General features: G+C 39.4%; 14 protein-coding genes. 7 read left to right on the top strand and 7 right to left on the bottom strand.

Going from position 1 to position 13,630, the window contains the following annotated elements:
• Positions 1–67: 67 nt before the first annotated feature.
• Genes CRO21_RS05010 through CRO21_RS05025 form a run of 4 tightly spaced genes read left to right on the top strand, consistent with a single transcriptional unit; the run spans position 68 to position 4,218 of the window.
• Positions 68–1,615: a 2-isopropylmalate synthase gene (locus tag CRO21_RS05010; RefSeq protein ID WP_097078245.1), complete on the top strand. Its 1,548-nt coding sequence runs from the start codon at positions 68–70 to the stop codon at positions 1,613–1,615.
• Complete coding sequence (locus CRO21_RS05015; RefSeq protein WP_097078246.1) at positions 1,615–2,361, top strand: hypothetical protein; 747 nt, start codon at positions 1,615–1,617, stop codon at positions 2,359–2,361. Before CRO21_RS05010 ends, CRO21_RS05015 begins: the two co-directional genes overlap by 1 nt.
• Before the next feature lie 29 nt (positions 2,362–2,390).
• Positions 2,391–3,359, top strand: a complete 969-nt coding sequence (locus CRO21_RS05020; RefSeq protein WP_097078247.1) for a 2-hydroxyacid dehydrogenase — start codon at positions 2,391–2,393, stop codon at positions 3,357–3,359.
• 37 nt (positions 3,360–3,396) lie between these two features.
• The gene (locus tag CRO21_RS05025) at positions 3,397–4,218 is read left to right on the top strand and encodes an AraC family transcriptional regulator (RefSeq protein ID WP_097078248.1); all 822 of its coding nucleotides are present in this window, start codon (positions 3,397–3,399) and stop codon (positions 4,216–4,218) included.
• Between the two features lie 32 nt (positions 4,219–4,250).
• Here CRO21_RS05025 and CRO21_RS05030 read toward each other — a convergent pair whose 3' ends face one another.
• Both CRO21_RS05030 and CRO21_RS05035 read right to left on the bottom strand, forming a co-directional pair.
• On the bottom strand, positions 4,251–4,850 hold the full coding sequence (locus CRO21_RS05030) for a LysE family translocator (protein ID WP_097078249.1): 600 nt from the start codon (positions 4,848–4,850) through the stop codon (positions 4,251–4,253).
• A 225-nt stretch (positions 4,851–5,075) separates the two neighbouring features.
• Complete coding sequence (locus CRO21_RS05035) at positions 5,076–5,924, bottom strand: DUF2797 domain-containing protein (protein ID WP_087620716.1); 849 nt, start codon at positions 5,922–5,924, stop codon at positions 5,076–5,078.
• Between the two features lie 30 nt (positions 5,925–5,954).
• Between CRO21_RS05035 and CRO21_RS05040 the strand changes: the two genes are divergently transcribed.
• Together CRO21_RS05040 and CRO21_RS05045 are read left to right on the top strand one after the other, a co-directional pair.
• Complete coding sequence (locus tag CRO21_RS05040; protein WP_097078250.1) at positions 5,955–6,416, top strand: DUF6231 family protein; 462 nt, start codon at positions 5,955–5,957, stop codon at positions 6,414–6,416.
• A 120-nt stretch (positions 6,417–6,536) separates the two neighbouring features.
• Positions 6,537–7,187 carry a YidB family protein gene (locus CRO21_RS05045; protein WP_097078251.1) on the top strand — a complete coding sequence of 217 codons (651 nt, stop codon included), beginning with the start codon at positions 6,537–6,539 and terminating at the stop codon, positions 7,185–7,187.
• A 122-nt stretch (positions 7,188–7,309) separates the two neighbouring features.
• On the opposite strand, the gene CRO21_RS05050 is transcribed toward CRO21_RS05045, so the two are convergent.
• The gene (locus CRO21_RS05050; protein WP_097078252.1) at positions 7,310–8,368 is read right to left on the bottom strand and encodes a porin; all 1,059 of its coding nucleotides are present in this window, start codon (positions 8,366–8,368) and stop codon (positions 7,310–7,312) included.
• 452 nt (positions 8,369–8,820) lie between these two features.
• Between CRO21_RS05050 and CRO21_RS05055 the strand changes: the two genes are divergently transcribed.
• A complete protein-coding gene (locus tag CRO21_RS05055; protein ID WP_097078253.1) occupies positions 8,821–9,402 on the top strand; it encodes a YceI family protein in 582 nt (193 codons plus the stop codon).
• Between the two features lie 84 nt (positions 9,403–9,486).
• Here CRO21_RS05055 and CRO21_RS05060 read toward each other — a convergent pair whose 3' ends face one another.
• The 4 genes from CRO21_RS05060 to CRO21_RS05075 all read right to left on the bottom strand — a co-directional run bounded on the left by CRO21_RS05060 (position 9,487) and on the right by CRO21_RS05075 (position 13,430).
• Positions 9,487–9,918: a CBS domain-containing protein gene (locus CRO21_RS05060; RefSeq protein ID WP_097078254.1), complete on the bottom strand. Its 432-nt coding sequence runs from the start codon at positions 9,916–9,918 to the stop codon at positions 9,487–9,489.
• A 190-nt stretch (positions 9,919–10,108) separates the two neighbouring features.
• Positions 10,109–10,591, bottom strand: a complete 483-nt coding sequence (locus CRO21_RS05065; RefSeq protein WP_097078255.1) for an FKBP-type peptidyl-prolyl cis-trans isomerase — start codon at positions 10,589–10,591, stop codon at positions 10,109–10,111.
• A gap of 157 nt (positions 10,592–10,748) precedes the next feature.
• Positions 10,749–12,029: an NAD(P)/FAD-dependent oxidoreductase gene (locus CRO21_RS05070; RefSeq protein ID WP_097078256.1), complete on the bottom strand. Its 1,281-nt coding sequence runs from the start codon at positions 12,027–12,029 to the stop codon at positions 10,749–10,751.
• 81 nt (positions 12,030–12,110) lie between these two features.
• Positions 12,111–13,430 carry a D-alanyl-D-alanine carboxypeptidase family protein gene (locus CRO21_RS05075; protein WP_141398113.1) on the bottom strand — a complete coding sequence of 440 codons (1,320 nt, stop codon included), beginning with the start codon at positions 13,428–13,430 and terminating at the stop codon, positions 12,111–12,113.
• Between the last annotated feature and the right edge of the window lie 200 nt (positions 13,431–13,630).

The raw sequence follows: 13,630 nt of genomic DNA on the forward strand, positions 1-13,630 counted from the left end.
AAATATGATGACTCAGGTTAAAATATAAAGGTAAGTAATTAAAAAGATATCTTAAGGATCGGCAGCGATGAGTAGCAACCAGTTAATTATTTTTGATACGACTTTACGTGATGGCGAACAAAGCCCGGGCGCAGCGATGACCAAAGAAGAAAAAATTCGTGTTGCGCGTCAGCTTGAACGACTCGGTGTAGATGTGATTGAAGCTGGTTTTGCTGCTGCAAGCCCTGGCGATTTTGATGCAATTTCCAGTATTGCCAATATCATCAAAGATTCCACCATTTGTTCACTGGCCCGTGCCAATGAAAAAGATATTGCCCGTGCCGGTGAAGCCATTCGCCATGCCAATCGTGGTCGAGTACATACATTTATTGCCACCAGCCCGATTCATATGCAGCATAAATTGCGTATGAGTGAAGATCAGGTGGTAGAACAGGCAGTCAAAGCGATTGGCTGGGCACGCCAATATACCGATGATGTTGAATTTTCCGCAGAAGATGCAGCACGTTCCGATATGGATTTTCTGGTTAGAATTTTTGATGCAGTGATTCAGGCGGGTGTTAAAACCATTAATGTACCGGATACCGTTGGTTATATGATACCGGAATTATGGGGCGCACGTTTTAAGGCTTTACTTGAACGTGTACCTAATTCGGATAAAGTCATCTGGTCTACGCATTGCCATAATGATTTGGGTATGGCCGTGGCAAACTCTTTGGCTGCGGTACAAAATGGTGCTCGTCAGGTTGAATGTACCATCAATGGTCTGGGAGAACGTGCAGGCAATGCATCACTCGAAGAAATTGTAATGGCAACCCGGGTGCGTAAAGATTTATTTGATGTCACCACCAATATCCGTAGTGAAGAAATCGTGCCAACTTCGCGGTTGGTATCAACCATTACCGGTTATGTGGTACAACCAAACAAGGCCATTGTCGGGGCAAATGCTTTTGCGCATGAGTCAGGCATTCATCAGGATGGTGTATTAAAGCATCGTGAAACTTACGAAATTATGCGCGCTGAAGATGTGGGTTGGAAAACCAACAAACTGACCTTGGGTAAATTATCTGGCCGTGCGGCATTTCGTGCCCGTCTGGATGAGATCGGCATTGCGATTGAATCCGATGAGCATTTAAATGAATTATTCCGTCGTTTTAAAGATCTGGCTGATCGTAAAGCAGAAATCTTTGATGAAGATTTACATGCATTGGCTTCAGGTCAGGACACCCTAACTGCAAAATATCAGTTAAAAGAACTGGAAGTGACCTCAAAAACAGGTCAAACGCCTCGTGCCCATTTGTTATTGACTGTAGATGGTAAAGACGCTGCGGCGGCAGAAAGTGGTTCAGGTCCTGTAGATGCAGTTTTTAAAGCGATTGAAGTGATTGCAAAATCCAAGGCAACACTGGAATTGTATCAGGTTAATGCGATTACCAGTGGTACGGACAGTCAGGGTGAGGTGTTGGTACGCCTGAACAAGGACGGACGTATTGTGACCGGTCAGGGTGCAGATACCGATATCGTGATTGCCAGTGCCAAGGCTTATCTCAGTGCATTAAACTGGTTAGGTACCCAAGCAAAAACCAATCCACAAAAAGATGAGGCAACAGCAATTTAATGTTGAATCGCCAGCAATTGCTTTTACAACAAATGGGAATCCGACATTGGATTCCCAGACAGCAAATTACGGCGAAAAAAAGTGTTGATGTGCTATGGCGTGATCAATCGATTGAGATTGATCCGTCCTTAGACAGCACCATGCAAACACAGCAGACTATGCGTCCTACGAACAAGAGTCGTGAAAATAAGGCCGAAGACACTGTAATCAACCTGCAAAAAGTTGCAGTACATGATAATACTGTACAGTTATCAGATCATACGACATCACAAATTCAAGCTAAAGTATCCAATACCGATATTCCAGCTCCATCTGAAAATCATCTTGAAATTATTGAAAATACATCTGTTTCTCAAACGATTGAATTTCATTTTGAGGTATTGGTGCATGAGAAATTTTTAATTTTTGCCGAAATCACAAGTGAACTACAGCGTAAGTTGTTTTTGAATATACAAAAAGCCTGTTTTGCCGAGCATCATCTGTTGAAATGGCCTTTACATATCCAAAGTTGGGAGAGTAATGATTTGATGGTGAAAAGTTATTTACAGGGTTTTTTTGCAATTCATGCTAGAAAGACTTTGATTTGTCTTGGTGATTTGATATTGAGTCAACTCGATGATGATTTATTGCAACAGGATTCATTAAAAAATAATCAATGTGCTTCATTACAACAATTAATTGATTCACCAGAGCAAAAACGGGCATTATGGCAGAAACTTTATCCGCTGATTTATGCTGTTGAATAGTTTATTTCGCATACATACCGAGTACTGCCATGAAAAAGAAAGTTGTTATTTTTAGCCAGATTTTTCCGGAGTTTGAAGAAAAACTCAAACAACAATTTGATGTGGTGAAAATCGATCCCAAATTAAGTGATCAACTGGGTGATGTAAACCAGCAAATTCGTGATGCAGTTGTGGATGCACATGGCATGATCGGTGCCGGACGAATATTGGGACAAGCCCAGCTTGAGACCGCCCAGCATTTAGAGATTATTTCCAGCGTCAGTGTCGGTTATGATAATTATGATCTGGCCTATCTAAAAGAACGAGGCATTACACTGGCACATACACCACATGTGCTTACCGAAACCACAGCGGATACTGCTTTTGGCTTATTGATGAGTGCAGCTCGCCGTATTGCCGAACTGGACCAATGGACCAGACAGGGACAATGGCAACGCACTGTTGCGCCAGCACAGTTTGGTATGGATATTCATAATAAAACACTGGGCATTATTGGTCTGGGTCATATTGGTGCTGCCATTGCCCGTCGTGCTTATTATGGCTTTAATATGAATATTGTCTATCATGGACGTCGTGAAAAAATCGAAGTTGCCGATGCATTTAAAGCACAGTTTTTAAGTTTGCAGGAATTACTTACCCAATCCGACTTTGTGGTGGTTGCCGTCGATTTAAATGCACAAACCCGACATCTGATTTCGACTCAAGAGGTTGCGCTGATGCAATCTCATGCAGTTTTGGTCAATATTTCTCGTGGTGCAGTGATTGATGAGCATGCCTTATATCAGGCTTTAAAGCAGAAAAAAATTTTTGCAGCAGGGCTGGATGTATTTGAGAAAGAACCATTAACCGAATCACCATTGTTTGAGTTAAACAATATTGTAGTTACCCCACATATTGGTTCTGCAACTCAGGCGACGCGTTATGCCATGAATAAACTGGCCTATGAAAATCTGGTTTTAAAATTAAATGGTGCACAACCGAAATATTTTGTGAACTGATAATGGGCTTAATTTATATACAGTATCAGCTTATACTATGACTGATGTATCAACGCATTCGGATTGGATCGTAAGGGCATCAAATGATCACAGTCAATTAGAAAGAATAGAGGCTTTTTTTTCCAATCATGCTTATCAACCTCATCGCCATGACACTTTTGCTATAGGGCGTACTTTATACGGTGTGCAAAGTTTTCATTATCGTGGTGCAGTCCGGCATAGTCAGCTCGGAATGACGATGATTTTGCATCCGGATGAAGAACACGATGGTGAAGCGGGTACGCAAGAAGGATTCAGATATCGTATGGTGTATGTTGAACCTGCCCTTATTCAGAAAATTATGAAAGGTAAACCCTTACCCTTTTTTAAACAGGGTATTAGTCATGATGTTCGGTTATTTCATGCCACCAATACATTGTTGCAGAAGATGGACTATGCGCTGGATACGCTGGAAGAAGAGGATGCATTATATGATTTGGCAACAACGATGTATGAAGTGGCAGGAGAAAATCGTCAACATCGACATCGTTATGATTATATAGCTGCCGAAAGAGCAAGAGAATTTATTCATGCCTCGCTTGATCAGGATATTGCGCTAGATCATCTTGAACAGAACACAGGGAGAGATCGTTGGAGCCTTTGCCGTGATTTTAGAATGTTATTTGGAACAAGCCCACATCGTTATATGATCATGCGTAAGTTAGATATTGTGAAGTCATGTTTGGTTCATGGTAAGTCTGTGATTGAAGCTGCCATGATTGCTGGCTTTTTTGATCAGAGTCACATGACGCGGCATTTTACCAGAGCTTTTGGTATAACGCCTGCGCGCTGGAAACAAATGCATGTTGTAAAACAATAATTTTTTGGTCTAACGGTTAATTTTTATATTGATTAAAGAAAGTGCATACCTTTTAAGAAATCATGCAGCATAAATATTCCTGAAATAATCAGTAAAAGCCCCATGTATGTATTAATACGATTGAACCAGATGGGATTGGTGATTTTCTGATGAAGTTGCGTGCCAGCAAATGCGTAAAGGAATGGTGCGCCTGCTGCGCCAAGAGAGATAAGAAATGAAATCATTAAAATCATACTACCTGTAATATGCGCAGTTGGAAACATAATGGTGGTAACCGGTAAGATCACTAATATTGCTTTCGGATTTAAGGTTTGAATTAAAAAACCATCCCAAAAATTAAGAGTTTTCTTGTGTTGTGTAGCTTTCAAATCCAAATTGGAGGAGATCATTTTGTAAGCAAGATAAAAGACATATAACGCACCAAGAAGTGCAACAAAATGTAAATAATCATGTGGGAGGACCGCCTCTCCCACATAACCAAAAATAATAAATAAAACTAGCATTGAACAGCCAACGCCTATGAAAAAACCAAATGTTCTTGAGAATTGACCGGTTAACCCTGCATTTAAACCCATAAAATTGACCGGGCCAGGGCTGTACATCACACTTAGGGTATAGAGAAAGATTTCCATAAATAACCTGTTTGAATTTGACTAATTTTGGAAAGTCAAAATAAACAACGGTAATTAATTTGTATTGTACGTTTGTGCGATGATTGGAAAGTTTATATCTTGTATTTTGATGCAAGGGGTAGAGCAGTGAGTAATAGATTAAAAAAGAAGAAGGGCAATGTTTTCAATGGAAGGATAGACTATTTATCGTTTAAATAGTCTAATTATATGAGGCTGATTTGTGAATCAAGTCCGTAAAATCAGTTCATAGCCTGAATATTTACGGATATTAATCACACCGGTATCCATAATCAGATATTGTCCTTTAATACCCTGTAATTTTCCCTGAATGATTGGCGTTTTATCCAGATTATGGCTAGTAATTTTCACAGGATATTGATTGACCGGATAAATAAATTCGTGCGGCTCTGCATCCAGAAAATTTAATTCATCATCTGGAAATTCATTGGCCAGTCCTGCCAGTTCCATATGAAATTGATCCAGCAACTGCTCTTTTTCTTCCTGCAAATCCAGTGGTTCTGCTTCGCCTTTAAGAAGTTTGCGCCAATCGGTTTTATCCGAAATCATTTCTGCCAGCAAAACCTCGACATAACCGGACATACGACGGGAACCAACTTTCATGATTGGTAGTGCCTGCGTGGCGCCCTGATCCAGCCAACGTGTCGGCATGTTGACAATCCGGGTGATGCCGACTTTTAAGGCACTGGAGTTGGCAAGATAAACAATGTGTGGCTGAAAGCAGACATTTTGTGCAAAACTTTCTTCGCGACAGGTACCAAGATGATAATGGCAGGTTTCCGGTTTTAAAATACACATATCACACTCGGCTTTGGTTTTAAAACATTTAAAACAATGCCCTTGAGAATATGACTTTGGTGTTTTGGCACCACAAGAAACGCAGAAAATACGACCAGTCCATTCTAATTGTATGTTTTCACCAATTAAATGCATCAAATCGGTATTGAATTGATCTAAAACAAATTTATACTCAACATGGCTAGGAGTGGCGTTCGTTTGCGTGGGTACAGGACTAACCAGTGCCTGCATTTTATGACAAATGCCTTTATATTCCATTGCTTTGCTCGACTTTTAAGGATTTCAAACATGGCGGATTTCGATTTTATCCCATTCTTGCTGCAATTGCTCGCAGAAGAAAAAGTGAATACAGCGATGACAATTGATATCGAACCGCAGTCAAATTGGGAGGGACAATGGCAATATTGTAGCTTAAAGCAGGTGTTAAATCTGCCATTTGCCCAGCGCTACGATCTTGCAGTTGTTAATTTGATCAAACAGGAAAATATTCAGCCGGATAATGCCATAACGATTGACCATGCCTTAGTTCGGTTAAGGGATTTGTTTGCCAAAAAAATTATTGTATTAGCGGATCTTCGTCTGGAAAAACAATTACGTGCTTTGGGTTTTAATCAGCTATTGGAAGCTGTTCCGGAAAATAGCCCGGTACAGATTTGGCAATTTAATATTCTGACCTATAAGCATGTGCCTGACTGGTTTAATTCAAAATTTTGGGCCAATCCGGAAAACTGGGATAAATACCGCTGGTAAATTTTATAATATTTTCTTCTGATTTTCTCCGCATTTCATTTTTATACTTGCTTACAGTATTTAATTGCATTATTGATCGACTAGGGTTGTAATGTGAAGATAACAACGATGGGAATGAAAATGTCTAATTTATCAGATTTAGTTGAAGTTTTGGCAAAACAAGCACTGGGTGGGCAATCCAACCAGCAGAATCAATCGCAGCCATCCGGTTCCGGTCTGGGTGGAATTTTAGGTTCGGTTTTAGGACAGGTCATTAATCAGGGTAATAACCAAAGCAGTAATACCAATAATAGTAATGCATCATCACAATCCGGTCTGGGCGGCATTCTCGGTTCGGTGCTGGGCCAGTTAGGTCAGCAGGGTGGTCGTAGTAATACAGCAGCATCGGGTGGTGGTACGTCGGCATTGCTGGTTGCAGTATTACCGATTATTCTGGCATGGATTCAAAAGCAAGGCGGCTTACAAGGTGCTTTATCTAAGCTGCAACAAGCTGGTTTAGGTGGCCAGGTACAATCTTGGGTCAGTCCAGAAGCACCGGAGAATGCACCGATTCCGCAGCAACAAGTTCAACAGTTGTTTGATGAACAAGACGTTGTAAAAGTTGCAGAAGAAACCAATGTGCCTACCCAGAATATCTATGCTGCCATTGCTGCCGCTTTACCTCAGGTGATTGATTCTTTGACACCAAAGGGTGAGCAAAGTAATCAACAGGAAGCGGATAGTGATATTCAAAATGTATTGAATCTGGTGTCTGGATTTCTAAAGAAATAAAAATTAATAGCATGTTTTGAGAAAGCCTTATTTAATATAAGGCTTTTTTTATGTGTTTTGCTATAAAAGAAAAACCCCAGTCATGTGACTAAGGCCTTCAGAACAAAACTAAAAGGTCAGGATTAGAAGTTATATTCCATACCTAAACCAAATACAGTTTTCTTGTCATCAGATACTAACCAGTCTTTTTTCTGTTGAGCAAGAACACCATAAACACGAGTTTGTTTATTCAGGCTATAGTCTACGCCTACGCCATATTGATCGATAGTACGATCTGACACGCCATCACGTGAAGTTTCAGCAGAAATATATTCTGCTTTTACTTTCCATGGTGTGGTCGGGATTGCATAGGCAGCAGTAATACCATAAGCACTTTCTTCTAAACCTTTATTATCTGTAACAGTATCATCAGTTGGTTGAGCATTTTGCCACAGGCCACCAAGTACAAGACCTTTAACACCAACATTGCTAAAGTCATAAGAACCTGTTAGACGATAAGCATCGGTATAAATACCAGATAAACCTGCTGCATTATATTTTGTTGCGACACCAAAGTTACCAGCAAGTGCAACTGCAACACCAATATCTTTATTTTCATAGCTCACAGAGGTAGAGATACCATCGCCTAGGCCATCACGTTTGCCTTTTTGACCTTTAGAAGCATTATCTGTTGAACTATCTTCACCTTGTTGCGCTAAAATACTAAATTGCAAACCACCTAATAATTTTTTATCAGTTTCAAAACCAATGACATTGCCCAAACGATCTTCACCTGCAAGAATTGCAGTCATATCAAGTTCATTGTGATCGTTGAAGATATCCTGATTGCTTCCTGCTGCAGTTTTAAGATAGGAATCGTATTTACCAACTTTTAACGTACCAACATTAGCAAATTTTAAACCTAAGAAACGATTACGTTGGGTTAAGTCAGTACTGCCATCATCAGCAGCAATTTGCCACTCGGCCAAATAGACAACCGAAAGGTTATCAGTTAGCTTCTCTTCGCCTTTTACACCAATACGTGAAGCATTTGAGTTTACTTTGGTTACATTATTACCAGCATAATCACTATTATCAATTTGGTCTAAAGTAAGATTTAATTTACCATAAAGTGTTGGTGCTGCTTGGGCAGTACTTACACATAATGTTGCAACTGCGGTAGCGAGAAGCAATTTTTTCATTGAAATATTCTCCAAAATTTAGGTCTTACCTAATCACTTTATTTCTCGATTATCTTATGCAACATAATTTTACATAAGCTTACGAACTTGCTAAGCAGTATCAGCAATCAATATGACATTGACATGAAAAAATGATGACAGTTAGATGACAAAGGTTTGATTAATTCATAGACTAATTTTAAAAAATATTATTTAAAATAAATATGTTACTTATAATTTTATAAGGGTGTTGCCGATTGATACAATAACTGATTTAAAAAAATTAAGGACTTTTTTATGGCTAGAAAGGCTAATTTTGTAGTGTGAATAAAGTCAGTCAAAGCTATTTGGTTTTGATTAAAAAAATTTTGATGTTGCAAAAATAAAACAGAGTGTATTGAACATCGGCTAATATTTAGCATATAGTTTAACTACAATTAACAGATCAAAATTAATTTAAGTTGAGTGAAAAAATGAAGGGTTTAAAAGCGTTATCTTTAGGTTTATTGGTTGCTGTAGGGTCTAATTTCGCACTGGCAGCACCCGTAGATTATAAAATTGATCCAACACATACCGCCACTGTATTTTCATGGAATCATTTTGGATTTTCTACACCTAGCGCAAACTTTAGCGATATTCAGGGTGTGATTAAAGTAGATGAAACAAATCCGGCAAAATCTTCGGTCGATGTCATCATTCCGATTAGTAGTGTCAATACCAATGTAAAAGCACTGGATCAGGAATTTCAGGAAGAAGCTTGGTTTAATGCAGCAAAGTTTCCAAATATCACGTTTAAAAGTACCAAAGTTGAAACCAAAGATAAAAAACATTTCAAAATTACGGGTGATTTGACCGTTAAAGGTGTGACTAAGCCTGTGGTGTTAGATGCAACTTTAAATAAATTGGGTATCCATCCAATGTCTAAACTTGCAACTGTAGGTTTTAATGCGACCACAACATTTGATCGTTCTGCTTTTGGTATTGGTAATTATGTGCCGAATGTTGGTGACAAAATCACTGTAAATATTACCACTGAAGCATCTGTACAAAAGTAATTTAATAAAATACTCAAAAATGCATTGATGAAACATTCAATGCATTTTTATTAAAAAAATAAAAATATTAGAAATTTAAAGTGATTAATGACTAATATAGTTTTGCAGTTGTTCTATCAGATTTTGTTGTTCCTGAATAATACCTTTGACCAGATCGCCGATTGAAACCAGCCCAATCAATTTACCATTTTCAAGTACAGGTAAATGGCGTAAATGCCGATTGGTCATCAACTTTAGACATTCATCTACGGTATTTTTTGGTTCTACCGTGATGACTTTGTGCGTCATAATATCGGAAACACTGGTGTCATATGAAGAGCGCTCCATCAGTGCGACCTTTCGCGCATAGTCACGTTCGGATACAATGCCCATGACATTTTCCTGTTCCGTCACGACGAGGGCGCCAATCCCTTTGTCTGCCATTAAGCTGATTGCTTCGAGTACGGTTGCATCTGGTGATATGGTATAGATGGTATGTTCTTTTTTCTCTTGTAATACATGTGCGACGGTCAGCATTTATGTCTCTCCCATGACTTATATTATTTCAATATAAGCTATAGCGTAGTTTTCTATAAAAGCAAAGTAAATTTTAAAGTTTTTGATTATGATTTGGTTATTATATTTTTTGATCAATTTTTGATTGAGCCTTGAACTTAAGACAATAAAAAACGAGACAGGATCGTCTCGTTTTTTAGGCTAGCAAGAATTAATGGTGATGACCATCTGCACCATGGACATGACCATGATCTAATTCTTCTTGAGTCGCAGGGCGAACTTCAACGATTTCAACATCAAAGGTTAAGTCTTGGCCAGCAAGCGGATGGTTACCATCAATGATAACATTTTCCTCTTGAACATCTTTAACGGTAACGATTTGTACACCATCTTCAGTTTGTGCCTGGAACTGCATACCTGCTTGAATGTTATCAACACCTTGGAACATTTGACGTGGAACTTCTTGTACTAGTTCTGCGTGATATTCGCCATAACCTTCGGCAGCAGGGACATTTACTGTCAATTTCTCGCCAGTTGTTTTACCTGTTAAAGCATTTTCCAGACCTGGAATAATGTTACTCGCACCATGTAGATAAGCAAGCGGCTGACCTTCTGATTTATCAAGAATTTGACCTTCACCATTGGTTAGTGTGTAGTTAAATTTTACTACGTGGTCATTTGCAATAGCTGTCATTATCGATCTATCCAATCGTGAGTTGTAAAACAACATATAATAAAGAGAATATGAGAAAAATGGGAGGGGATTTACACAAAGAAGCATGCTTTAATGCAAATAAGTGTAAAAAAACATCACTTGAGCGTGATGTCTTTCTACAATTGTAACGATATTTTTAATGTAGTTTAATTAACGGGGTAGTCCCTTTACCAAATAAATCTCTGGCTGCTCTTAAACTGGTACGGGTATAACCCAAAACTGCCGCCTGATGAACACGGTAGAGTGAATGATACATGGTTTTTGCCATCAAACCTTCAACGTGAATATTGCCCAATAATTCGCCGATAGCCGTATTTTGTGTCAGTGATACCAATGAACCTCGATCAGTAAATTTAAACATGGGTAAGGGTTTGTCTTTTAATCTTGCCGTGATGGCATCAATCAGGAAAGCCGCCTGTTGACTGGCGACCTGTGCCCGCGGTGCCAATACAGGTTGTTTGGCGACGGGTTGACAATGTGCACAGTCGCCAAAAGCAAATATCTTGGGATCATCAATACTTTGTAATGTCGCATAAACTTTGATGCGTCCGATACGATCCAGACTTAAACCAAAATTTTGTGTGACAGCAGGTGCTTTAATGCCTGCCGCCCAGACTTTTAGATTGGAATCAAAGGTTTTTCCATCTTGACAATAGACTCGCTCTGCATCAATTTTTTCGACTTTATGCTGTGTATACACATGAACACCGTATTTATGTAATTGTTGTAATGCACCTGTGGCCACCTTTTCAGACAGGGCCGGTAAAATACGCTCAGCGGCTTCAATTACATTGATTTTTACTTTACTTGGATCAATGCCATCGAGTCCATAATGATGAAAGTCCTGTGCTGCCTGATATAATTCCGCAGCCAGTTCTACGCCTGTTGCACCTGCACCAATAATGGTGATATTCAGCGGTTTTTCACGAGGTTGGGCATGCGCTTGTAAATAAAGATTGAGCAGATCACGCTGGAAAATATCTGCCTGTGCCCGATTGTCGAGAAAATGACAGTTTTCTTTGGCGCCCGGCGTACCGAAATCGTTGGAGGTTGAACCAATGGCAATCACCAATGTGTCGTAAGCAATTCGGCGTTGATCGGCAAGTTGGATTTCTCCCTGAACAAGCGGTGCCAGAATAATTTCCTGATTTTCCCGATCAATATCTTGTAGAGAACCGAGCTGGAATTTGTAGTGATTTTTTTTGGCGTGCGCAAAATAATTAATTTCTTCACTGGCACCATTTAAGGTTCCAGCGGCAATCTCATGTAATAAAGGTTTCCAGATATGGGTAAGTGTTGCATCTACCAGTGTAATCTGGATATGTCTTTTTTTACCAATACGTTGTCCAAGTTGAGTAGCAAGTTCGAGACCGCCAGCTCCACCACCGACAATCACGATGCGATGCTTTTGTGCCATGATATTTAATTCCTATTATTTTAGTCAAGATTAGCAATATCATGGCATGTAAAAGGTAGGTTGTCATTTGCTCAGAATAACTTATGGGGTATTAATCGGGTAAATCACAGCTTTGATGCTATGTCCTTGAATTAATTGAATCCAGCTTTTAATCCACGCGGCCAATCTATGCCACCAACTGGCTTGATTGAGTTCTACGTCCTGAACAATATCCACTTCATGAATGGTTTTTTCAAATTGTGTTACATTTATTTTTGCCAAAGGCATGGCTGCACGAATCAAAGGCGCATCCAATTGTTGCTGTAATAGTTGAATGCTAAATGCCATGTGTTGCGGTTGTTTAAGTGGCTCCAAAACGTCTAAAGGACTTTTTTGCAGGATAAAACGTTGAGATGTGTTATCAAATTGCTGAGCATTTAACAGCATATCGTCTGTTAATAGGCTTAGGGTGTGGTAACTGTTACTTTGTGGTAAGTTAATTTTATATATAGGTTTTTGCCCACCAATCACTGGAATATCGGCAATGATCTGATCATGGCGAAATAACTGTTTGGTCTGTGTGTAATTATAGGCAATATTCATCAATCTATAGGCAACATCGGCACGTTTTTGCTTGGAGGCCGTTCCCATCACCACCACAATTAAACGTCGATATTCATTGGTGTTGGGATCAAGACGATTCGCAGTTAACGCCAGATTATATCCGGCAGCTTCGGTATAACCTGTTTTTAGACCATCAACAGAAGGGTCTTTTTTCAGTAGAATATTAGTAGCGTGATGATGAATATCTTTATAGCCAAATTCTTGTTGTTTGGAATAATTAAGATATTCCGGTGTGTTTTTAACAATTGCCTGTGATAATAAGGCAAGATCAAATGCAGATGCATAATGATTCTGCATGGTAATCCCCGATGGATTATCAAACTGGGTATTGTGCATACCTAATTGTTGAGCCGTGTGATTCATCAGTTGTAAAAATTGCGGAATATCACCCGAAATTAACGTGGCCAGTGTCAGGGCTGCATCATTGGCAGACATAATAATCAAACCCGAGATTAACGCCTGTACCGAGATTTGCTCGCCCGGATGCAGTTTTAAACGGGACTCATCGCTTTTTACAGTGGTCACTATCTCTGGAACAGTGACAATTTGTTCAAGATTTAACTTGCCTTGTTCAACTGCCTGAAGTGACAGATAACCGACCATCATTTTGGTTAGTGAAGCTGGCGCCCGATGTTCATTTTCATTATACGATGCAATGACTTGGTGCGATTGCGGATCAAGGATCACCCATGCTTTGGCTTCTACCGTCTGGGGATCAATGCTCAGGACTTGAGCAAAACTAACGCTGCTGATACTGCTGAATAAAACAACAAAAACAAAGTGGCAAAGACGGAACACGGCAAACCTAGATTAAGCATGAAACATAAGGCGTAGATGCTAGACTGTTTTAGGCAGAACTGCTACTAAAATCTGGCAGTTTTGTAGAGAAATCATACAAAGGAAAATGTCATTAAAATATGTCGGAAAGCTATGGTTTTAGAGGAGATGTGATGTGTGGCAAATATTTCAATTGGTCGGGATTAGAGTCGGGTGAAAAC

It is taken from the genome of Acinetobacter puyangensis (assembly GCF_900096995.1).
Lineage (GTDB): Bacteria > Pseudomonadota > Gammaproteobacteria > Pseudomonadales > Moraxellaceae > Acinetobacter > Acinetobacter puyangensis.